Source organism: Ruegeria sp. SAZD011 (assembly GCF_059612545.1).
This window is the reverse complement of sequence record NZ_JBXWQU010000038.1, coordinates 118,722-141,219: the sequence shown is the minus strand read 5'-3', so window position 1 is coordinate 141,219 and position 22,498 is coordinate 118,722. Positions and strand designations below refer to the sequence as shown.

13 protein-coding genes are annotated in these 22,498 nt (G+C 66.6%); 6 read left to right on the top strand and 7 right to left on the bottom strand.

Annotated features, from left to right (window positions below):
• Both AC2FLM_RS19275 and AC2FLM_RS19270 read right to left on the bottom strand, forming a co-directional pair.
• On the bottom strand, window positions 1–6,426 hold the full coding sequence (locus AC2FLM_RS19275; protein WP_496859533.1) for a type I polyketide synthase: 6,426 nt from the start codon (window positions 6,424–6,426) through the stop codon (window positions 1–3).
• A 257-nt stretch (window positions 6,427–6,683) separates the two neighbouring features.
• Window positions 6,684–8,144 carry a hypothetical protein gene (locus AC2FLM_RS19270; protein WP_496859532.1) on the bottom strand — a complete coding sequence of 487 codons (1,461 nt, stop codon included), beginning with the start codon at window positions 8,142–8,144 and terminating at the stop codon, window positions 6,684–6,686.
• Window positions 8,145–8,324: 180 nt separating this feature from the next.
• Here AC2FLM_RS19270 and AC2FLM_RS19265 point away from each other — a divergent pair, with 180 nt between their 5' ends.
• Window positions 8,325–9,077: a WecB/TagA/CpsF family glycosyltransferase gene (locus tag AC2FLM_RS19265; protein ID WP_238904937.1), complete on the top strand. Its 753-nt coding sequence runs from the start codon at window positions 8,325–8,327 to the stop codon at window positions 9,075–9,077.
• Window positions 9,078–9,079: 2 nt separating this feature from the next.
• Here the strand turns inward: AC2FLM_RS19265 and AC2FLM_RS19260 are convergent, their stop codons facing one another.
• The 3 genes from AC2FLM_RS19260 to AC2FLM_RS19250 are packed head-to-tail and all read right to left on the bottom strand — an operon-like array spanning window position 9,080 to window position 13,228.
• On the bottom strand, window positions 9,080–11,179 hold the full coding sequence (locus AC2FLM_RS19260) for an NAD-dependent epimerase/dehydratase family protein (protein WP_496859531.1): 2,100 nt from the start codon (window positions 11,177–11,179) through the stop codon (window positions 9,080–9,082).
• A gap of 7 nt (window positions 11,180–11,186) precedes the next feature.
• Window positions 11,187–12,152, bottom strand: a complete 966-nt coding sequence (locus AC2FLM_RS19255) for a glycosyltransferase (protein WP_234182919.1) — start codon at window positions 12,150–12,152, stop codon at window positions 11,187–11,189.
• Window positions 12,149–13,228, bottom strand: a complete 1,080-nt coding sequence (locus tag AC2FLM_RS19250) for a glycosyltransferase family 4 protein (protein WP_496859530.1) — start codon at window positions 13,226–13,228, stop codon at window positions 12,149–12,151. The genes AC2FLM_RS19255 and AC2FLM_RS19250 overlap by 4 nt, the downstream gene beginning before the upstream one ends.
• 215 nt (window positions 13,229–13,443) lie before the next feature.
• Between AC2FLM_RS19250 and xylB the strand changes: the two genes are divergently transcribed.
• Genes xylB through AC2FLM_RS19230 form a run of 4 tightly spaced genes read left to right on the top strand, consistent with a single transcriptional unit; the run spans window position 13,444 to window position 18,446 of the window.
• Window positions 13,444–14,892, top strand: coding sequence for a xylulokinase (gene xylB / locus AC2FLM_RS19245; RefSeq protein WP_496859529.1), 1,449 nt, complete (start codon window positions 13,444–13,446; stop codon window positions 14,890–14,892).
• Complete coding sequence (gene xylA / locus AC2FLM_RS19240) at window positions 14,889–16,193, top strand: xylose isomerase (protein WP_496859528.1); 1,305 nt, start codon at window positions 14,889–14,891, stop codon at window positions 16,191–16,193. Before xylB ends, xylA begins: the two co-directional genes overlap by 4 nt.
• Entirely contained in the window at window positions 16,186–17,151 is a 966-nt protein-coding gene (locus AC2FLM_RS19235) for an aldose epimerase family protein (protein ID WP_496859527.1), read from the top strand. Before xylA ends, AC2FLM_RS19235 begins: the two co-directional genes overlap by 8 nt.
• On the top strand, window positions 17,148–18,446 hold the full coding sequence (locus AC2FLM_RS19230; RefSeq protein WP_496859526.1) for a cytochrome c peroxidase: 1,299 nt from the start codon (window positions 17,148–17,150) through the stop codon (window positions 18,444–18,446). The genes AC2FLM_RS19235 and AC2FLM_RS19230 overlap by 4 nt, the downstream gene beginning before the upstream one ends.
• A gap of 57 nt (window positions 18,447–18,503) precedes the next feature.
• On the opposite strand, the gene AC2FLM_RS19225 is transcribed toward AC2FLM_RS19230, so the two are convergent.
• Both AC2FLM_RS19225 and AC2FLM_RS19220 read right to left on the bottom strand, forming a co-directional pair.
• Window positions 18,504–20,036, bottom strand: a complete 1,533-nt coding sequence (locus tag AC2FLM_RS19225; RefSeq protein ID WP_496859525.1) for a CRTAC1 family protein — start codon at window positions 20,034–20,036, stop codon at window positions 18,504–18,506.
• Window positions 20,026–21,231 (bottom strand): ROK family transcriptional regulator, encoded by a 1,206-nt coding sequence (locus AC2FLM_RS19220; RefSeq protein WP_234143135.1) that lies wholly within the window; start codon window positions 21,229–21,231, stop codon window positions 20,026–20,028. The genes AC2FLM_RS19225 and AC2FLM_RS19220 overlap by 11 nt, the downstream gene beginning before the upstream one ends.
• A 208-nt stretch (window positions 21,232–21,439) precedes the next feature.
• On the opposite strand from AC2FLM_RS19220, the gene xylF reads away from it, so the two are divergent.
• Window positions 21,440–22,468, top strand: a complete 1,029-nt coding sequence (gene xylF / locus AC2FLM_RS19215) for a D-xylose ABC transporter substrate-binding protein (RefSeq protein WP_234139294.1) — start codon at window positions 21,440–21,442, stop codon at window positions 22,466–22,468.
• Window positions 22,469–22,498: the final 30 nt, after the last annotated feature.

Here is a 22,498-nt window from a genome sequence, read left to right as displayed (position 1 = left end):
TCACTCCGCCGCATGCGGCAGGGCGCCGGGGCTGTCGATGGCGTTGAGCTGGCCGCGCAGATGTTCGGCCAGGACCGAGACATTGGGCACCAGCACCATGCTGTCATGGTCACCGGGCACCTCGATCACCTCGAGTTCCGCGATCCAGCGGCCCCAGTCGTTGTCGGGATAGACATAGTGGCGCTCATGATTGACCCAGTTGCCGCCCGACACCTGCCAGAGCCGTTCCAGCGGCGGCCGGAACAGTACCGTCGCACCCTCCCATGGCCGCGGCGCGTAACCCGCTGCCGAGCGCAGGAAGGCGGCCTCGATCCGCGTGTTGTTGAAGGCACCGGCGCCGCCGTCCTGAACCGGGCCGCGCCTGCGCTGCACTTCCCAGGCAAAACGCGCCTTGACCCAATCGACCAGGTAGCGTGGTCCGCGCTGGCGGAACTGTTGCAGCTTGATCAACGCCTTGTCGCGGCGGCCAAGGGGTGGGCGCTGCGGCAGCGGGGTATCGAGCAGTACGAGCAACGCCACCTCTTCGCCCGCGTCGCGCAGTTGTTGCGCAATCTCATAGGCGATGATGCCGCCGCCCGAGAAACCGCCCAGCAGATAGGGGCCATGCGGCTGTACCTGCCGCATCTCGGCGATATAGTCGCGCGCCGCCTCGGGGATGGTTTCATGCGGGGCATCCTCGCCCACCAGCCCGCGCGCCTGAAGGCCATAGACCGTCCGGTCGCGGCCCAGCATCAGCGCCAGATGGCGCAGGTTGAGCACATTGCCGAACATGCCGGCCACCACGAAGAACGGGCTGGCATGGCCAGCCGCCGCCTGATGCAAGGGCACCACATGGGTCAGCTCGGGGGCGGCGGCCTCGGCTGTTTCCGGGGTATCGCCCGCGCCGCTGTGGCCCAGCCGCGCGTCGATCCGCTCGGCGATGGCGGCGACGCTGGGTGCTTCGAACAGGAGCGAGATCGGGAACTCCACTGCAAAGGCGCGGTTGATCTGCGCAAAGAGGCGGACCGCGATCAGGGAATGGCCGCCAAGGTCAAAGAAACTGTCCTGGGTGCCGACCTTGCTGACCCCCAGAAGGGTTTCGAAGAACCCAGCCAAGGTCTTTTCCGTCTCGGTCGCGGGCGCCACATAATCGGTGTCCAGTTCGGGCCGGTCAAAGCTCTGCCCGGTTTCCGCCGGGGCGGCGACCTGATCGGCCTCGGCGATCAGCCGGGGCAGGTCGAGCGAACTGACCACCAGTTGCGGCAGCCCGGTGCCCAATGCGCGCACCAGCGCCTCGGCGCCTTCTTCGGCGCGGATGCCCTGGGCGATGTTGTGGTGCAGGCGCTGTTCCTCGGGCGAGAGCGGCGTCGATTTCCGTGCGGGCTCCAGCCCCAGTGTGGCGGCATCCGCATCGGCGCGTTCGGGATCGCTGAGGTCGATGGTGCCCGAGGTGCGTTGCATCTGGAACCCTTCGATCTCGACCAGAACGGCGCCCGAGGGATCGGTCAGCGTGATGTCAAAGGAGGCATGCCCCGCCACCGCGGCCTGATCGGGCGTCAGGCGCATCCAGCTGCGGATTTCGGCCGTCAGCGGCGCATGGACCCGGATCGCGCGGTAGGACACCGGCACCCAGAGCGTTTCGCCATCATAGCCGGCGGCCAGTTCGATGGCCCAGCCAGTGGCCAGGTCGAGCAGGCCGGGATGCATCCGGTAGCCTTTGTCGAGATCGCCGCGATAGGCATCGGGCAGGGCAAGCCGGGCCAACCCTTCACCCGTACCGCGCGCGGTGGCGCGGAGCACCTGCCAGCGCGGGCCGAATTGCAGATGCCGTTCCTGCGGACTGTGGAGCACCGTGTCGGGCGCGGCACCCTCTGTCTCGGGGCAGCGGCTGGCGATGGCGGCCAGGTCGAGCGGTTCGGCCTGTCCCTCGGGCGCGGGCACCAGTCGGGCCTGCGCGTTCTGGGCGTAGCCGCCGCCGGGCAGCGCGCTCCAGACGGAAAAGGCGACGTCGTCCGGCGCGTCCTCCAGCCGGACCACCACCTCGCGCGGGGTGCCGTTCACCCTGAGCGGGCGGAAGAAATAGAGATCGCGGATGTCATAGGGGTGGGTGATGCCCTGCGCGTGCAGCGCCTGCGCGGCCAGTTCCAGATAGCCGGTGCCGGGTAGCAGCGCGGTGCCATCGGCGGTGCGGTGTTCGTCGAACACCCAATCCTCGGCGCTCAGTCGCGAGACGAACAGGCGGTTGCCCGCTTCGTCGAACCCGGCCTCGTGCAGCAGCGGCAGTCCGGTCGGGCTGCGTTCGGTGTCGTGACCGGTGCCCAGCCGCGCGGCGCGGGCATCGGCGGCCATGCCGACATCGGCCCAGACGCCCCAGTTGACCGCGACCACGCGGGTTGCGCCGCCCTGCCGGCTGTCGGCAAAGGCGTTGAGATATTCGTTGGCGGCCACGTAATCGACCTGCCCCGCCGGGCGGCTGGCGGTCGAGGACGAGGCGCAGAGGACCATCAGTTCCAGCACCCCGTCGGGGAAGAGCTGGTCCAGCACCCTCAGCCCGGTCATCTTGGGCGACAGGACACGGTGCAGATCGGTCTCGGTCTTGGCCAATGCGGGGCCGTCCGCGATATGGCCCGCGGCATGGATCACGCCGGTAAGCGCGCCGAACCGGTCCTCGGCCTCGCCCAATGCACGGCGCATCTGGTCGATATTGGCCACATCGGCGGCAATCGCCATCACCTCGCCACGTTCCAGCGCCTCCAACTCGGCCAGGGCACGGATGCGACGGCTGGTACGGTCGGCGGGGCTGTGCCCGGACAGCCAGGTGGCGCGGTCGGCGGGCAGCGGATCACGCCCCAGCAGGATCACGTTGGCGCCGTGCTGGTCCATCAGGTGACGGGCCAGCGTCAGGCCGATACCGCCGAAACCGCCGGTGATCAGATAGGTGCCACCGTCGCGGAAGGCAGGCCCTGCGTCAGTCAGCGGCGCCGGGCGGTAACTGCGGCCAAACCGCTTGCCATCGCGCCGGGCGGCAATCGAGTTGCCGGGTTCAGCCAGCAACTCTTCGAGCACCGCCGGGGTCAGGTCCTCGTCCTGTTCGGGTGCCGCACCGCGCAGTCGCGCCCAAAGCGGTGGGCGCAGACGGGCGGGCAGTTCGATATCGATGGTCGCGCAGGTCAGTCCCGGCATTTCATGCGGCAGCACCCCCATTGGTCCGGCGATCGTGGCCTTTTCGGGATAGGCCAGCCCCTCGTCGCGCAGCCGCGCTGCGCCCGAGGTAAAGGTGGTGATGTGCAGCGGTCCGGGCAGGTCCACCTGCCCCAGCGCCTGCGCCAGCCAGGTCAGGGCAAAGAAACCGTGTTCCATGTTTCGGTCATGAAAGCTGGAGCCGGGGCGGAACCGCTCATCCTCGGTCACCAGCCAGAAATGGCCGATCCGGTCGGGCAGCCGCTGCTGCTCGGCCAGATCGCGCAACAGCAGGTCATAGCCCATCCGCCCCTGTTCGGGCGCGAGCGTATAGCTTCCATCATCAAGGCGCGCATAACTGTCGCCCGAGCGGACCCGGGTGACATGATGCCCGACACCCTCCAGCCTTTGCGCGGCTTCCTCGGCCAGCCCGGTCTCGTCCATGAAGAACAGCCAGTTGCGCGGGGCGGCCTCGGCGAGCTCGGTGGCGGTGTCGATATCGCAATCGGCCAGACGCGGACGCCAGACCGGGCGCCAGCCCCATTGGCTCAGGTCGTCGCTGCGCACAGGCAGGGCGCGCGGCGCCTCGGCCTGCCGGGTGCCGGGCTCGATGAAATAGCGGCTGCGCTGAAAGGCATAGGTCGGCAAGGGCAGGCGGCGGCGATGCGCCTCGCCCCAGATCTGGGGCCAGTCGGCCTCGACCCCGCAGGCCCAGAGCCGCCCGATCACGCCCAGGAAATAGGCATCATCGGCAATCTCCTGATCGGGGTGGCGCAGGCTGCTCAGCACCTGGCCGGGCGACACGCCAGGCGACATCTGTGCCAGCGAACTCAGCGCCTTGCCCGGACCCACCTCCAGGAACACCCGGTCGCGACCCTCGGACAGCGCGTCGATGCAATCGGCGAAATGCACCGTGTTGCGCAGCTGTCCGACCCAGTAGTCGGGGCTGGTAGCCTCTGCCTCGGTCAGCACCTGGCCGCTGCGGTTGGACTGGATCGGGATTTGCGGCGCGCTCAGTTCCAGGCCGCGCAGGAAATCGCCGTATTCCTTCAGGATAGGCTCCAACATCCGCGAATGCGCGGCAATGTCGATCTGGATGCGCTGATACTCGACCTCACGGGCCTTCAGCACTTCGGCCAGCCGGTCCAGCGCCGCCTGCGGGCCGCTGACGGCGGTCAGGCGCGGCGCGTTGACACTGGCGATGTCCAGATCCTCGCCGATCAGCGCCTGCGCCTCGTCCAAGGGCAGCGAGATCGACAGCATGCCGCCCGGCGCCACGGTGTCAAACAGCCGTCCGCGCAGCAGCACCAGGTCGATGCAATCCTCGAACCCGATCACACCGGCCAGACAGGCGGCGGTGTTCTCGCCCATGGAATGGCCGACCAGTGCTGCGGGCCGTACGCCCCAGCTGAGCCAGAGCTGCGCCAGCGCGTATTCCACGATCATGATCAGCGGCAATTGCACTGAGGGTTGTTGCAGCCGGGAGTCGGCCTCGGCGGTATCGCCATCGGGCAGCCAGATGGCGCGGATATCGTAGTCGAGGCTCTTTTGCAGATGCTCCAGCCCCCGATCCATCCATTCGGCAAAGACCGGCTCGACCTCGTAAAGGTCGCGCGCCATGCCCGCATATTGCGCCCCGCCGCCGGGGAACATGAACACCACATCGGCCCCGGCCCCCAGCGCGTCATGGGTGAACACCCGGCGCGGATCGCCCTGCTCCAGCAGGTCGGCGGCTTCAAGCGCGGTTTCGGCCACCAGCACGCGGCGTTTCTCGAACCCGCGACGGCCCTCTTTCAGCGTATAGGCCACATCGGCCAGATTGACGTCCGGATTGGCGCGCAGCCAGCCGGCCAGCGCCTTGGCATTGCCATCGAGCGCGGCGCGTGACCGGGCCGACAGGCACAGGATCTGGAAGGGAAACTCGCTTTCGTCCGAGGCGGCGCGCTCGGGCGCCTCCTCCAGGATGACATGCGCGTTGGTGCCGCCCACGCCAAGGCTGTTCACCGCGCCCCGGCGTGGCCCCTTGTGCGGGGTCCAGTCGCTCAGCCGGTCATTCACCCGGAACGGGCTGGTCTCGAAATCAATCGCCGGATTGGGCGCCTCATATCCCAGCGACGGCGGGATCTGTTTATGATGCAGCGCCAGCGCGGTCTTGGCAAAGCCCGCAACCCCGGCTGCGGTGTCGAGATGGCCGATATTGGTCTTGACCGAGCCGATCCTGCAAAATCCGCTCTCGGCGGTCTGTTCCCGGTACGCCTGGGTCAGGGCCGACACCTCGATCGGGTCGCCCAGATAGGTGCCGGTGCCGTGGCATTCGATATAGTCAATGGTCTCGGCTGGCACATCCGCCGCCTTCAGCGCGGCACTGATCGCCTGCGCCTGACCGCCGACCGAGGGCGCCAGATATCCGGCCTTGTCGGCGCCATCATTGTTGATGGCGCTGCCCTTGATCACTGCCCAGATATGGTCGCCATCGGCCAGCGCGTCCTTGAGCCGTCGCAGCGCCACGACGCCTGCGCCCGAGCCGAACACGGTGCCCTGCGCCCTGTGGTCGAACGCATGGCAATGGCCATCGGGGCTGAGGATCTCGTTTTCCTTGTAAAGGTACCCGCGCCCCTGCGGCAATTCGATGGTGGACCCGCCCGCCAGCGCCATGTCGCACTCGCCCTCGCGCAGCGCCTTGCAAGCATAGTGGATCGCCACCAGCGAGGTGGAACAGGCGGTCTGGATGTTCACGCTCGGCCCGTGCAGGTCGAACACATGGCTGACCCGGGTCGACAGGAAATCCTTGTCGTTGCCGGTATGACGCAACAGGAACATGCCCACATCGTCGACCAGACCGGGGTTCGAGCAGATGTTGAAATAGAAATAGCTGCCCATGCCGCAGCCGGCATAGACGCCGATGGGCCCGGCGATGGTCTCGGGCGGGTGGCCGGCATCCTCCATCGCCTCCCAGGCGGTTTCAAGGAATTGCCGGTGCTGGGGGTCGAGGATGGCCGCCTCTTTTGGAGAGAAGCCAAAGAAATCGGCGTCGAACCGGTCGAACCCGTCCAGCGGCGCCGCCGCGCGCACATAATTCGGATCAGCAAGCCGGTCGGGGCGCTCGCCCGCCTCCAGCAGCGCCGCGTCATCAAGGACGCGGATCGATTCGATCCCGGCTTTCAGATTCTGCCAGAATTCCGCCGCCGATTGGGCGCCGGGAACATGGACGGACATGCCGACGATGGCGATGTCTTCCTGTTCGAACTGTGTTTCACTCGTTGCCATGGCCAGACCAAACGATCCCGTTCGTTCACATCAGCCCGCCTACCCACGCCCAATCTAGAGAGCGCCGCAGGGGGCGGAAAGTCTCGAATTTTATCAATCTTATCCGTACCGCGCATAACCACCTGTATTCGTGACACAAAGTTTAACGGGTTTGGAATATGTTCGCTCCAAGTTTTGGAACAAACCCAGTTCTTTCTGAATTTTGTGGCCTGAATGGGGACAATTGGTGGTTATTTCAGGCGGCTCTGGGGCGGGTCTCACAGAACGGGACGGGTTTCGTCGCTTGGAACATGTCGGCCAAGGACGGGCGCGCGGGCCTGCTTGTCTCGTTTGGGTTCGGTCACCGGGCGCCGCAGACGTTCAACATAGCCTAGGACCGCCCCGGCGCAAAGCCAGGTAAAGGGCGTCAGCGTGTCGTTCAGCAGCATGTCGGTCATCGTGGCGGCCAGGATCAGGGCCAGCGGGGCGGCGAAATCCGAGATCTCGGCCGATTTCATTTTGCGAGATTGCCATGTCATCATGGCAATTGGTGCTGCCAGAAGGCCCATTTTTGCAATGTAGCCAAGCCAGCCAAAGGTACCGAAGGCGATGATCCACGCGCCGTCCGGGATGGTGATGATCAGCCCGGTCTCGTCATCCAGAACCAGGTTGCGGTTCCAGCCCCCCCAGCCGAACCAGGGTTTCAGATGGGCCCGGTCCAGCAATTGCTCCTCGTTGGTGAAGCGGAATTCCAGCGATTGCGCGCGATCAGAGCTGATCGCGGCGGCGCGTTCCAGGATGGCATCCAGCGGGATGACCCCGATATTGCGCAATGCCGGATAGGCGATGGCCAGCGCCGCGATACCCAGCGCGATGCGCAGCACGGCCTTGCGCCGCAGAAACAGCACCACCGGCGTCAGCGCGATGCCATAGCCAAGCGCGGCCAGGCTCTTGCAGGCGTTGAGCACGAGCAGCATATAGACCAGCGCCCCGGCCCAGCGCTCGCGCATCTTGGTGCGGCTGTGCCGGGTCAGGGCGGCCACCGACAGCACCGCTGTGGTCATGAAGAAGGCCAGCCACAACCCGTGCGGCATGAACACGATCGGGCGAAAGCCGCCCTCGCGGATCATCTGGTTGAAATCATGCTGGAAGAAGCCGTAGATGTAGATGTTCAGCACCGGGGCGAACAGGATTTCAAAGATCGAGGGCAGTGAATAGGCCAGGCCCGCCACCGCCATGGCCAGTACCAGATTGCGCAGCCCCGCCTCGTCCGCCAGATGCGCCCGCCCCAGAAAGAAGGGCAGCAGGATGATCAGCTGGCTCAGGATGATCGACAACAGATCGCGCAGGCCCATTCCGGGCACGTAATTGGTAAAGAAGCGGATCGGTTCGGCCTGCATCGCCATTTCGAAGATCAGCGGCTCGCGGTTGGTCAGCACGGTGGGCACCGCGCACAGGACAAAGCTGAACAACAGCACCCGCACCGGCCAGCTGTCGGGGATCAGCGGCACCCGTTTGCGCGCCACAAAGAGGCAGGCGAGAAAGGTACCGACAGCGGCGATGGAATCCTTGTTCATCGACGGCACCAGCGGCAGGTCGAACTCTGCCACCGGCGGCAGGATCAGGTAGGCACCCAGAATACCCCATATGATGGCGCGTTGCAGCGGCAGGCGCGTGAACAGGAACGCGCAGGCAATCGGCCACAGCATCAGCATCAGATAGGCGACGGGATTGGGCATCTGCTCCTGCCTTGTGGGTCGCATGTGGATGGGCAAGCCTATCAGGGCTCGGCCCGCTTGTCCCGGGGGTAGCGCGCGAATGCGGCGATCCGGTGGCAGGATCGGTTCGCTTTCGCAGCAGGGGCTGGCCTGAGGACGCGTCGGCGGCTAATCAAGGCGGGGGCAGTCGGAGGCGGGTCGATGGAATTCAGTTTTGGCGAGGACAAGGTGACGGTCAACATGCCGACCCGCGACGCCCTGATGGGCGAGGTGGGGCGCCGGTTTCGCGCGGGCGAGGGGTTTGCGCTGGCGACGATCAACCTCGATCATCTGGTCAAGCTTGGCAGCGACCCTGTCTTTGCCCGCGCCTATGCCGGGCAGGATCTGGTGGTGGCCGATGGCCGGCCCATCGTGGCGCTGGCGCGGTTGGCGCAGCGCCCGGTCGAGCTGATGCCGGGCTCGGACCTGGTGCGCCCGCTTTGCGCGCTGGCCGCGGCCGAGCGGGTGCCGGTGGCGCTTGTGGGCAGTTCTGAGGTGGCACTGGGGGATGCCAAGCGCGTGCTCGAGGCCGAGACGCCGGGGCTGGAAATCACCTGGACCCATGCCCCCGAATACGGGTTCGACCCCGAGGGCGCGGCGGCAGAGGCGATCCTGAAGGAACTGGCCACGCGACGTATCGGCCTATGTTTCCTGGCACTGGGCGCCCCCCGACAGGAACGGCTGGCGCTGCGCGGGCGGGCCCTGGCGCCGGGCGTTGGCTTTGCCTCGGTGGGGGCGGGGCTTGATTTCCTGGGCGGTCACCAGCGCCGCGCGCCGCTGTGGATGCGGAAGCTGGCGCTGGAATGGCTGTGGCGGATGCTGACCGATCCGCTGCGCCTTGCGCCGCGCTACGCGCGTTGCGCGGCGATCCTGCCCGGCCATATGGTGCGGGCGCTGCGGCTGCGCGGGCGCTAGGCTCAGAACCCCAGCAGCCCGGCCTGGTCCACAGCACCTGTCAGGAATGTGTCGGCGTCGCTGACCGGTTGCCAGCCCAGCGCGGCTTGTGCGCCCGAGATGTCGAACCGGCTTTGATGCGCGCGCGACAGCCAGTCGGCGCGCGAGGGGCGGGTCAGCCCGCCGCGCCCCAGAACCCGGGTCTTGAGCTGGAACTTGACCCAGTCGGCGGCATACATCAGCGACAGGTTGCCGCCGCTCACCCGGATACGGGCGCCCAGCCGGTCATGGATGGCGTCGAAATAGTCGCGCGCGCTCAGGATCGGCGGGCCGACCAGGTTGAAGGCGCGGCCTTCGATCCCCTCTGCCTCGGCGCAGCGGATCAGCCCATCGACGCAATCGCCGATCAGCACAAAGGGTAGCGGGTTGCGCCCGTTGCCCCACAGCCGCACCGCCCCGGCGCCGTGCCAGCGCCCGATACCCCAATGTTGCAGCGGCCCGCCCGCACCCAGCACGATGCCGGGCCGCGCGATCACCAGCGGCAGGCCGCTCTTGCGGTGCAGTGCCATCAGGCGGCTTTCGCATTCGGCCTTGGAACGGGCGTAGAGGTTGCGGTCTTCCATCTCGCCCGGCAGCGGCGTGGCATCGGTGATCGTCAGCGCCGGATCGGACATGTCGAAACTGGCGATGGTGCCGGTATAGACCAGCCGCCGCACCCCTGCCGACAGCGCCGCCTTGCCGATACCCTCGGCCACGGCGACGTCGTTTTGCAGGCAATCCTCCCAATTGCTGTCGGTGGATCGGGCAAGGTTGTAGACCGTGTCGATCCCCGCCATCGCTTGGGCCAGCCCGTCTGTGTCGCGGAGCGATAGCGAGACCGTCTCGATCTGATCGGGCAGATCGGCAAACGGTCCCTGCCGCCCGCGCGAGATCACCCGCACATCGTTGCCGCGCGCCACCAGTTCGCGGGTCAGCGCCCGGCCGATGAAGCCGGTGCCACCGATCACCATCGCGCTGGGCGCCGGTTTGCGGCTGGGTTTGGCGGGCACCGGCGTGGGCCAGTCCACCTTTGCCAGCACCGCATCAAGTGCTGTCATCACCGCCACGGCGGAACTGCCCGACCAGCGCGGATCGGCGGGGGCATTTCGCGCTACCGGCTCCCAGATGCCCTGGGCGAGGCCGCGAAAGCTGAGCGCGTAAGGCGATTTGCGATTGAACGAGGTCAGTTGTCGGGCCGCGTTTGTGCTGCCCTGGGTCAGGTGCTGACCGGCCAGCGACAGCTGGCGCAGCAGCGGGTTCGCCACCAGATCGGCGGTGTTCTCGGCGTCGATGATCAGCGTGTCGGCGGCCAGGTCCAGCCGCGCCCGCGCCGAGGACCCGCGGATCGTCACCGAGCGGTCATCGGCGGTCTCGACCAGTGACAGGATCAGCACCAGCTCGACCTCGCCCGCCCGTGCCAGGATACGCCAGCCCTGCGGCCGGGTGCCCGCGCCGGGCAGCGCCACCGGTTTGGACAGCGCCACATGTTCGATCTCGGGCAGGCCGAACAGGTCGATTACCAGGCTCATCAGATGCGGTCCGAATTCCAGCATCAGGTTGCGAGTGTCGCGCAGCGGCCAGATGCCGAACGGCCCCGCCCTGAGCGGTCCCAACGGATAGCACCAGCGGATCTCGGCGCCCGAGACGCGGCCCAGCGCGCCGCGCCGAATCTCGCGTTTCAGCCGTGTGTACGACGGCAGGCCAAGGAAGTTGTGGCCCGCGTGAAAGCGGCGGTTCGCGGCGCGCGCGGCATCCTCGATCTCTTGCGTCTGAGCGGCGTTCAGCGCCACCGGTTTCTCGACCAGAACATGCAGGCCCGCGCGCAGGCATTGCAGCGCCAGCGGATGATGCAGGTCGGGCGGCGTCAGGATATGCACCCCGTCGCACAGACCAGCGCCGATCAGGTCCTCCAGATCGCCAAAGGCACGCGCGCCATGGGCGGCGGCCAACCCCTCGGCCAGGTCCAGATTGGGGTCGCAGACGGCAGTCAGTTCGACACCCGGCACCGCGCGCAAGGCATCCGCGTGCCAGGCGGCGATATAACCGGCGCCGATCAGTCCGATGCGGAGGGGGGACGTGGTCATGACACTCTCACTGATACTCGATGATCCGGGGGCGGCGGCGCGCAAGGTGCGTCAGCCAGTATTTGCCCATGCCGATCAGGTTGGGGAATTTCGACAGGGTCAGCAGCAGCGCCTGTTTGCGGGCCTCGGCGGCGGGCATCCCCTCGGCGCGCAAGCCCTTGGTGCTGCGCAGCCACGACAGCGCATAGAGCAGCGCCACCAGCACCGGCACCGCCGGGCCCTTGGCGGCGCCAACCAGCGCAATCACCGGCAGGACAAGGCCCCAGGCCAGCACCCGACGTTGTTCGGTACGAAAATGTCCGGGGTGACGTAGGCCAACTTGTGCAAAGCCATGGCCTGCACGAACGGCACGTCGCCACCATTGTGCAAAGCGGGTCATGGCGGCGTCATGCCGCGTCATCTCCAGCGGCAGGCGTTCCAGCTGCCAGCCGGCGCGCGCCAACCTGAGGCAGAAATCGTCATCCTCGGCGGCGATCACCGTGGGGTCGAAGCCACCCGCCTGTGCAAAGGCCTCGGCCCGGACCATCATGTCGCCGCCGCAGGCCACGATCGGCCCGGCTGGACGGCGCCATTCATGGTCGCAGATGCGGTTGTAAAGGCTCGCCTCGGGCGCGATTTCCGAGCGCCAGCCGGTGACAAGGCCCAGCGTGTCGTCCTGGCTCAGCCGTGCTTCGGCGGCGGCCAGCCAGCCCGGAACCAGCGCGCAATCGCCGTCGATGAACTGTACAAAGGGGGCCGGGTCCGTTGCCTGTGCGGCCTCGAACCCCGCATTGCGGGCGCGGGCGGCGCTGAAGGGGATGGACATGTCCAGTTCCACCACCAACGCGCCCGCGGCGCGGGCGGCGGCGACGCTGCCATCGGTCGAGCCCGAGTCCACATAGATCAGGCGGCGTGCCTGACCGCGTGCAGCGCGCAGGGCACGGAGCAGCCGGTCGCCCTCGTTGCGGCCGATGAGAACCAGATCGACACTCATGAGAGGCCCTCGTCGCTCAGCACCGCTTCCAGCAGGTCGCAGGCATGGTCCCAGCTTTGCCCCTGGGCAATCTGGTGATTGCGCGCGGACATTGCGCGCCATTCGACATCGGACAGCGACAGGATACGTGCGGCCCCCTCGGCCAGGGCAGCGGCATCCCCAACATCGGCCAGATAGCCGGTCACCCCCGGCTCGATCAGGTCCTCGGCGGCGCCCACGCGGGTTGAAACCAGCGGCGTGCGGCAGGCCATCGCCTCGAGCAGCGGCAGAAAGAACCCTTCGGCGGTGCTGGCACAGAGAAACACGTCGCAGGCGGCATAGATGTCGCGGATCCGGTCCTGCGCGGGGCGCAAGTGACAGTCAGCACCAGGGGGGAGCGGCATATCCGGCGCCACCGGTTCGGCGCCAAAGGCCACCACATGCAGGTCGGGGAAGCGTTGCCGCAGCAGGGCAATCGCGGCCAGCGCGGTTTCCGACCCCTTTATCGGATGTGGGCTGTAGAGAAACCCGACCGTGGGACGGGTCGCCTTGCCCCGTTCAGGTGCGTGGAACTGGGTCAGGTCGATGCCATTGGGCACCAGCCGCGCGTCGCTGCGGCCATAAGTTTGGCGCAGAATCCCGTCCAGCCAGTTCGAGATCACGATGGGGGTCAGCGGCAGGTAATAGGTGGCGCGCGAGATCTGCCAGGGCAGGAAATCATGCACCTCGTGATGCTGGATCAGATAGAACTTGCGCCCCTTTTCGGGCGGCATCGCGGCGGCGGCAAAGGCGGTCTCCCACCAGGTCGCCACGATCGCGTCCGCATCGGGGATCTCATCCGGGTCGATTTGGAAATCGGCCCGCGCGGTTTCGATCACCGGCAGGTCCAGCGTGTCGAGATGGCCGGGTGGCTCTGGCGGGTTGGGGGTCTGTCCGCGCAACAGCGCGCGCAGTTTCTGGCGGCGGCTGGGCTGTGCCCGGGCCGGAGTGACGATGGTCACCTCATGTCCGCGCGCTTGCAGCATGCGGGCATAGATCGCGATCACGCGCAGGCCGCCCGAAAGATTCGAGCGTGGGCTGAGAAACGTGATGCGCACCGGGTCTGCTCTCCTTGGTCTGATCCGCGCGGATTGCCCTGTCCTAGCATGGGTGCGGGCACGGGTATGGCAAAATCTCTCTTTGCGCTTCGATATCGTTGCCGGGGTACGGTTTTGCGACGCGACTGTGACCAATCCGGGGCAAGGCGGCATTCTTTTTAATTTGACACCAAAATTAATTCGCGCAAAGCTCTGGCAACAGCTGGGGAGGCAACATGTTCATAGGGCTCGATCTGGGCACATCGGGGGTGCGCGCGGTACTGGTGCGACCGGATGGCAGCGTGCTGGAGAGTGCCGAGGCCGGATTGCAGGCCAGTCACCCGTATCCGGGTTATAGCGAGCAGGCGCCCGCCGACTGGGTCGCGGCGGCGCGCTCGGCGCTGGTCTCGCTGGCGCAGCGCCATCCGCTTGCGATGGAGCGGGTCGAAGGGGTGGGCCTGTCGGGGCAGATGCATGGCGCGGTGCTGCTGGATGAGACGGGCGCGGTGATCCGGCCCGCGATCCTGTGGAATGACAGCCGCAGCTTTGTCGAGGCGGCCGCGCTGGACGGGACCGAGGCGGTCCGCGACCTGTCCGGCAATATCGTGTTCCCGGGTTTCACCGCGCCGAAACTGGTCTGGCTCGCCCGGCACGAGCCGCAGATCTTTGCCCGCGTGGCCAAGGTGCTGCTGCCCAAGGATTACCTGGCCTGGTGGCTGACAGGCAAGATCGGCACCGAGATGTCCGATGCCGCCGGAACCGCCTGGTTGGATGTGGGTGCGCGCGCCTGGTCCGACCGGTTGCTCGAGGCGGGCGGCATGCGTCGCGACCAGATGCCGGACCTGCGCGAGGGGACTGGGATTGTCGGACCTGTGCGCCGCGACCTCGCCGCAAATCTGGGTCTGCCCGATGGGGTACAGGTGGTGGCAGGGGGCGCCGACAATGCCGCCGCCGCCTGCGGCGTGGGCGCATTGGCCGAAGGTGACGGCTTTGTCTCGCTGGGCACTTCGGGCGTGCTCCTGGCGGCACGAAACGGGTTTTACCCGGACCCGGCCAGCGCGGTGCACACGTTTTGCCACGCGGTGCCGGGGCGTTGGTACCAGATGGGCGTGATCCTGGCCGCGACCGACAGCCTGAACTGGCTGGCGCGGATCACCGGCGCCGAGGCCGCAACCCTGACGGGCGAGCTGGGCGCGCTGGGCGCGCCCGGTCCTGTGCGGTTCCTGCCCTATCTCTCCGGCGAGCGGACGCCGCACAACGACGCTGCCATACGCGGCGCCTTCCTGGGCCTCGACATCGCCCAAACCCGCACCGACCTGACCCGCGCGGTTGTCGAAGGCGTGAGTTTTGCCCTGCGCGACAGTCTCGACGCGCTGCGCGCCACAGGGGCAGACTTGCCGCGCCTTCTGGCCATCGGCGGTGGCACCCGCTCCCGCTTCTGGGTGGAACTGCTCGCCACCGTGCTGGGCCTTCCGATCGACTTGCCGCAGGCGGGCGAGAACGGCGCCGCCCTTGGCGCCGCGCGCCTCGCCATTTGCGGCGTCACCGGGGCCACGCCAGATCAGGTGATGACCCGCCCACCTATTGCCGAAACCATCGACCCGCGCGCCGACCTGCTGGAGGCCTATGCTCAGGCCCATGCCGATTTCGCCGCCACCTACCCCAAGTTGAAAGCCATGCCATGACCGAGTTCTTCGCCGATATCGCCCCCGTCCGTTTCGAAGGACCGGACAGCGCCAACCCGCTGGCCTTTCGCCACTATGACCCCGACGAAATCGTCATGGGCAAGCGGATGGAGGATCACCTGCGCTTTGCCGTGGCCTATTGGCATTCCTTCGCGTGGGAGGGGAACGACCCGTTCGGGGGTCAGACCCTGATCCGCCCCTGGCAGCCGCAAGACGACATGGCGCGCGCCAAGGTCAAGGCCGATGCGGCGTTCGAGATGTTCGATATCCTGGGTGTGCCCTATTTCTGCTGGCACGATGCCGATATCCGTCCCGAAGCAGCGACATTTGCCGAAAGCTTGAGGAATTTCGAGGAAATCATCGACTATTTCCTTGCGAAAATGGAAAGCCGCAAGACCCGGCTGCTATGGGGTACCGCAAACATGTTCAGCCACCGCCGCTGGATGGCGGGTGCTTCGACCAACCCCGACCCGGACGTGTTCGCCTATGCCGCGGCGACCGTCAAAACCTGCATGGACGCCACCCACCGGATGGGCGGACAGAACTATGTGCTCTGGGGCGGGCGCGAGGGGTATGAGACGCTGCTCAACACCGATATGGGGCGCGAGCTGGACCATATGGGCCGGTTCCTGAACATGGTCGTGGATTACAAGCACAAGATCGGCTTCAACGGCGCGATCCTGGTCGAGCCGAAACCGCAGGAACCCTCGAAACATCAATATGATTTCGACGCTGCCACCTGCATCGGCTTCCTGCGCAAATACGGGCTGGAGGGCGAGGTGAAGCTGAACCTGGAGCAGGGTCATGCGATCCTGGCCGGGCATTCGTTCGAACACGAGATTGCGGTGGCTGCGGCCGAGGGCATGCTGGGCTCCATCGACATGAACCGCAACGATTACCAGTCGGGCTGGGACACCGATCAGTTCCCCAACAACGTGCCCGAGGTGGCGCTGTGCTATTACCACATCCTGCGGGCGGGCGGGTTCACCACCGGCGGCACCAATTTCGACGCCAAGCTGCGGCGCCAGTCGCTCGATGCAACCGACCTGATCGCCGCCCATGTGGGCGGCATGGATATCTGCGCCCGCGGGCTGAAAGCTGCCGCCGCGATGATCGAGGACGGGGGGCTGGAGGCCGCGCTGCGCGACCGCTATGCCAGGTGGGACAGCGACCATGGGCAGGGCATTTTGGAGAGCGATCTGGACAGCCTCTTTGCCCGCGTGCTGGCGGGCGAGATCGCCCCGCAACCGCGTTCGGGCCGGCAGGAGATGCTGGAAAACCACGTGAACCGCTTTGTCTGACAGGGGCGGCATCCGTCGGCACGTGCTGGAGGAGGGCGATGTTTCGGTCGCGATCCTGAACCGGGGCTGTATCACCCAGGACTGGCAGGTGCCGCTGCGTGGCGCCCGGGTGCCGGTGGTGCTGGGCTATGCCGACCCCGCCGATTACGCCCATAACCCTGCCTATCTCGGGGTGATTGCGGGCCGGGTGGCCAACCGCATCTCGGGCGCGGGGTTCATGCTGGACGGGGTGCGGTACGACCTGCCCGCCAACGAGGCGCCGAACCATCTCCACGGCGGGCTTCAGGGGCTGCATGCGCGCCTGTGGGACATGGAGGCGGACGGTCCCCGCGCGGTACGGCTGACGCTGTTATCCCCACATGGCGAGGGCGGATACCCCGGGCGGCTCGACCTGACGGTGACGATCCGGCTGGAGGGTGACGCGCTCACCTATGACGTGGCGGCGACCAGCGACCGGCCGACCCTGCTGAACCTTGCGCAGCATTCCTATTATTCGCTGGGGGCCAAGACCTGCCGCGATTTCCGCGTGACCCTGCCTGCCAGCCGCCATACCGTCAACGATGCGGCCAAGATCCCGACCGGAGAGATCGCCCCGGTCACTGGGCGCCCCTTCGACTTCCGCGCCGGGCGCAGCATCGCTGAGGCCGATCCCGCAGGGCAGGGGCTGGACATGAATTTCTTGCTCGACCGGGGGCAGGTACGGGTAACCGGCAACGGGCTGGTGCTGGAGATCGAGACCGACCAGCCTTGCCTGCAACTCTATACCGGCCAGTACCTGAGCGCTGAACACAGCCCCCTGCCTGGCCAGAGCCATGCGCCCTTTGCGGGCCTCTGCCTGGAGCCGCAGGGCTATCCCAACGCGGTGAACATGCCGGGCTTTCCCTGTCCTCTGGTGACGCCCGAGCAACCCTATTGCCAGCGCACGACAGTACGCATTTACGAAGAGGACGCGGCATGAGACGGCTGATCGCGCTGCTGACCATCACGGCCAGCCCGCTGCTGGCCGAGCCGCTGCCGCGCGCAGATGCGGTCTTTGCCGAACCCGATATGGAGGCGGTACGGCTGGGCCAGCTTCTGTTCTATGACCCTATCCTCAGCGGCAACCGGTCTGTCGCCTGCGCCAGTTGCCACCATCCGCACTTCGGCACTTCTGACGGGGTGTCGCTGGGCCTCGGCGACGGCGCGCTGGGGATCGGGCCGGAGATGCGCCTCGACCCGGAAAACCCGCCGGAACAGCGCATCCCGCGCAACGCGCCGGCGCTCTTCAACCTTGGCGCCGAAGAGTTCACGCATTTCTTTCACGACGGACGCCTGGAAAGCGACCCCACCCGTCCCTCGGGTATCCGCACGCCGCTGGGCGCGGATATGGAACAGGGCTTTGTCTCGGCGCTGGCCGCGCAGGCGATGTTCCCGGTGCTCTCGGGGGACGAGATGGCTGGGCATTACTCGGAAAACGACGTGGCCCAGGCGGTACGGCGAGGGATGCTGACCGGTCCCGGCGGGGCTTGGGCGATCCTGGCGGCGCGCATCGAGGCGATCCCGGAGTATCGGAGTGCCTTTGACATGGTGATCGGGCCGCGACCGGTGACATTTGCCGATATCGCCAATGTGATCGCTGATTTCATGGTGTTCGAATGGCGCGCCGATGACAGCCCGTTCGACCGCTATCTGCGCGGGCAGGGCGACCTGCCCGAGGCGGAGAGGATGGGCATGGACCTCTTCTATGGCAAGGCGCGGTGCGCGACCTGCCACGCGGGCCAGTTCCAGACCGATCACGGGTTTCACGCCATCGCCATGCCGCAGATCGGGCCGGGCAAGGCGGCCCGGTTCGAGCGCCACAATCGCGATATCGGGCGGATGCGGGTAACGGGCGATCCGGCCGACGCTTATGCCTTCCGCACGCCCTCGCTGCGCAACGTGACCGCAACCGCGCCTTATGGGCATAGCGGCGCCTATGCCGACCTGCGTGCGGTGGTCGAACACCATCTGGATCCGGTGGCCAGTCTCGAGGTCTATGAATTTGCATCGGCGCTCTTGCCGGGGGGTGGTTTTGCCAGCGACCGGGCGGTTCTGGACGATCCGGTCGAGATGGCGGCGATTGCCGACGCGAACCGGTTGGAGCCGATCCGGCTGACCGAAGCGGAGGTCGATGCGCTGCTGGCCTTTCTCGATGCGCTGACAGATCCGGTGGCGTTGACCGGACGTCTTGGCATACCGGACACTGTCCCCAGCGGTCTCAAGGTGCCGCAATAGATTTTTCGACGAAAAATCTATGCCTCCGGCGGGAGTATTTTTGGCGAAATGAAGGGGCTAGCGCCTTGCTTGCAGGGATGTGCCGTCGCGGACCAGGGTCAGGGACTGGTCAGGCGTGAGTTCAAGCGGGGCGGATTGGGTGCCATCGGGCCAGATAACCCGAATTGAGATGTCTTGCGCATCGCCCAACCCGAAATGTTGGAACCCCGCCGCACCACCTGCATGACCGCCGCCCACTGTGATCTCGCGCAGCTGTGGCGGGGCCGAACCGGCCGTGACCTCGATCCAGGCGCCGATGGCGTCGCGGTTGGGGCCGGGTTGTTCCAGCGCCAGCGCCAGCCAGTGGCCGGTGTCAGCGGTGACATTCTGCCAGACCTCCAGCGGTGCGCGGCGGTTGACCACCGCGATGTCGAGCCGCCCGTCGCCGTTCAGATCGACCAGTGCGCCGCCGCGCCCGCGATGCAGGCTGGCGATACCGGCGCGCTCTCCGGCTTCGGCAAAGGTGCCGTCGGGTTGCTGGATCAGCAGGTTGTTGGGATCCTCCATCGCCGCATCGGGCATCTGTTCGACATTGCCCTTGATGATGAAGACATCGTCCAGCCCGTCATTCTGCACATCGCCGAAACCGATATGCCAGCCGGTCGAGGGCCGCCCGTCGCCGCCGGTATAGGGGCGGTGGGCGGTGGTGCCCGTGGCATAGGGCACATCCGTGAACTCCGCGCCGTTCCCGGTCATCCGCTGCAACCGCTGATCGCCCATCGAGGACAGGAACACCTCTTGGTTCCCATCGCGGTCCAGATCGCGCTGGGCGATGCCCATGCCCCAGAGCTTGTGGCTGATCCAGCCGTCGGCGGGGCCGAGAAGGCGGGGCGTGGACCCCATCGCCCACATCTGTTCCTCGCCCTCCGAGACATAATAATGCCGGTCGTTGCTGATCCGCAGGTCGGCGCGGCCCTGCCGCGCCCAGTCGCTGAACAGCATCGAGAGCGGGCAGTACCCTGGCGTGAGTTCGATGGGCGGGCCGTACCGGTCGCCCTCGGGCCGGTAGAGGAGGTTTACGTCGCAGGTGCCGAACGGTCCGTTTGGGTTGCTGCGGTCGACATAATTGCCAAAGGCCAGCGTCGGCAGGCTCTGCCCCGCCTCCCATGTGGCGGAAAAGGCAGTGCTCCAGCGGTCACCGCTGGTGAAATCGAGCCCCTCGAATGGGGCAAAGCTGCAATCTGCGCCCCCTCGCAACAGCCGGTTCGGCCCGACCCGCAGCACCGCCAGATCCATGGTCCCGTCGCCGTCGATATCCAGCGGGTAGGCGCCGGTCATGCCCGGTTGGGTGAGGGTTTCGGGCGTGTCCGCCTCGAACCGCAAGGTCCGGGCGTCCGAGCGGTTGCGCAACAAGGTGGCAGGATTCTCGCCGCCCGCGGCCAGCAGTTCGGGCAGTCCATCGCCGTCGCAGTCGAACACCGCCAGCCCACCGCCGACGAAATGCTCCCATCCGCCCGCATAGATATGCTCGGGTACTGGCACAGGGCGGAACACCGGGTCGGCCAGCGCGGGGGCGGCAGCGAGAAACAGCGCGAGGAGTTCAGGCCGCATCTTTGTCCAGCCTATCCAAGGCCAGTTCCGACACCTGATCCAGCGCATAGGCCGCCGCCCCGCGCGCCCACATCAGATCGCCCCATTTATGCACCACCACCTCGGGCGGGGCCTTGTCCACCTGCACGATGGATTTGCGCATGGCATCGATCACCGCATCGGCATAGAGATGGTCGAGCTGCATCTGTTCACCGGCAAGGATGATCAGTTCGGGGTCGAAGATGTTGACCAGATTGGCCAGCCCCATGGCAAAGATCTGGCCCGCCCGGTCCAGAATGCTGCGCGCGGTGGCGTCACCCGTTCGGGCGGCATTCAACAGGGTTTCGACCCGTGTTCCGGCGTCACCCTCAGCCGAGAGACCGCTGACCAGCGTCGCCTCGCGCAACAGCGCGTAATCGGCGACATAGGCCTCGAGACAGCCGCGCTGGCCACAACGGCAGAGCGCGCCGTTCAATTGCACCTTGGTATGACCGAATTCGGCGCCACAGCCGCGCGTGCCGCGATAGAGCGCGCCGCCGATCACCATGCCCAGGCCGACGCCGCTTTCGATGGTGACGACCAGAAAATCCTTGTGCTCGCGCCCCAGGCCAAAGGTCTGTTCGGCCACCGCCACCAGATTGGCGTCGTTGTCGATGAAACATGGGGTGCCGAGTGTCCGTGTCAGCAGCGCGCCGAAATCGACATTGCGGGTCGAGAGAGACGGTGACCAGTGCACAAACCCGTCGGTCGCCTCGACGATGCCGGCGATGCCGATGCCGACGCCTGAAACCTCGTCCGCGCGGCGTCCGGCGACGGTTGCCAGATGGCTGACCGCATCCCGGATTGCCTCGGCCAACACCTCGGGGGCGTTGACGGGGGCGGGCAGGTCACATTCTTCGGCAGCAAGCTGTTCGCCTTCGAAATCCAGAAGCACCAGCGACAGTTTATGATGCGAGACCTTGACCCCCGCCACCAGATGCGCGGCGCCGCGAATCTTGAGATCGACGCGCGGGCGACCCCGGCGGGAATCCGGTCCGGCCTCGTCGCGCTGAACCTCTTCGATCAGGCCATGCGACAGCAATTCGGCGGTGATGGTGGTGACCGTCGCGCGGCTGATGCCGGTCAGGTCGGACAGTTCGATCCGGGGGATACGACCCGCGTGCCGGATCTGGCGCAGCAGGGTGCGGCGACCATATTCCCTTTGCATCACAGCCATTTATACGTGTCCTTCCTGCCTTTTCCCGTCACCGGTTTCGGGATCCTAGCCAGCGGACGATGCCGGGCCAAGCCCTTTGCGACAAGTCCTGAGCCTCAAGCCTAACTTATTTAATTTGACATTCAAATTAAAATGACACACGATCCTTGCACCGGCCCCGCCCGAGGCAAGGAATGGCGTGCGGCTGCAACCGATTTGGGAGGACAGAATGAAACTCTATGCAACCGCATCCGCGGTGATCGTCAGCGCCATGCTGGGAACCGTGGCCATGGCGGCCGATGTCGTCGTGGGCGTCAGTTGGTCGAACTTCCAGGAGGAGCGCTGGAAAACCGACGAGGCCGCGATCAAGGCCGAGCTGGAATCCAAGGGCGCGAAATACATCTCTGCGGACGCGCAAAGCTCGTCGGCCAAGCAGTTGTCGGACGTGGAAAGCCTGATCGCGCAGGGCGCCACCGCGCTGATCATCCTGGCGCAGGACGCGCAGGCCATCGGCCCTGCGGTGCAGGCGGCGGCAGACGAGGGCATCCCGGTCGTGGGCTATGACCGCCTGATCGAGGACAGCCGCGCCTTCTACCTGACCTTCGACAACGTCGAGGTGGGCCGGATGCAGGCCCGCGCCGTTCTCGAAGCCGCCCCCACCGGACGCTATGTCATGATCAAGGGCTCACCCACCGACCCGAACGCGGATTTCCTGCGTGGTGGCCAGCAGGAAGTGCTGCAAGCCGCCATCGACAAGGGTGACATCACCATCGTGGGCGAGGCCTATACCGACGGCTGGCTTCCCGCCAACGCACAGCGCAACATGGAACAGATCCTGACCGCCACCGACAACGGTGTCGACGCGGTTGTCGCCTCGAACGACGGCACCGCCGGCGGCGTTGTGGCCGCGCTGACCGCGCAAGGCATGGAAGGGCTGCCGGTCTCGGGTCAGGACGGCGATCATGCCGCACTGAACCGGGTGGCCAAGGGCACCCAGACCGTTTCGGTCTGGAAGGATGCCCGCGATCTGGGCCGCGCCGCTGCGCGCATCGCCGTGTCGCTGGCCGAAGGCACCAAGATGAACGCCATCGGTGGCGCCGACGACTGGACCTCGCCGGGTGGCACCAAGATGAACGCCATGTTCCTCGAACCGCTGCCGATCACCAAGGACAACCTGTCGGTTGTTGTCGACGCTGGCTGGATCACCCAGGAAACCCTGTGCCAGGGCGTGACCAACGGTCCCGCACCCTGCAACTGATCCTTTCCCAACACGACCGGTCTCACCCTG

Coding starts and splice junctions, on each gene's coding strand:
- AC2FLM_RS19220 (WP_234143135.1), bottom strand. CDS start 21,231: ATGGCTGTGATGCAAAGGGAATATGGTCGCCGCACCCTGCTGCGCCAG.
- AC2FLM_RS19255 (WP_234182919.1), bottom strand. CDS start 12,152: ATGAGTGTCGATCTGGTTCTCATCGGCCGCAACGAGGGCGACCGGCTG.
- AC2FLM_RS19260 (WP_496859531.1), bottom strand. CDS start 11,179: ATGACCACGTCCCCCCTCCGCATCGGACTGATCGGCGCCGGTTATATC.
- AC2FLM_RS19265 (WP_238904937.1), top strand. CDS start 8,325: ATGGAATTCAGTTTTGGCGAGGACAAGGTGACGGTCAACATGCCGACC.
- AC2FLM_RS19230 (WP_496859526.1), top strand. CDS start 17,148: ATGAGACGGCTGATCGCGCTGCTGACCATCACGGCCAGCCCGCTGCTG.
- xylA (WP_496859528.1), top strand. CDS start 14,889: ATGACCGAGTTCTTCGCCGATATCGCCCCCGTCCGTTTCGAAGGACCG.
- AC2FLM_RS19275 (WP_496859533.1), bottom strand. CDS start 6,426: ATGGCAACGAGTGAAACACAGTTCGAACAGGAAGACATCGCCATCGTC.
- AC2FLM_RS19225 (WP_496859525.1), bottom strand. CDS start 20,036: ATGCGGCCTGAACTCCTCGCGCTGTTTCTCGCTGCCGCCCCCGCGCTG.
- AC2FLM_RS19270 (WP_496859532.1), bottom strand. CDS start 8,144: ATGCCCAATCCCGTCGCCTATCTGATGCTGATGCTGTGGCCGATTGCC.
- xylF (WP_234139294.1), top strand. CDS start 21,440: ATGAAACTCTATGCAACCGCATCCGCGGTGATCGTCAGCGCCATGCTG.
- xylB (WP_496859529.1), top strand. CDS start 13,444: ATGTTCATAGGGCTCGATCTGGGCACATCGGGGGTGCGCGCGGTACTG.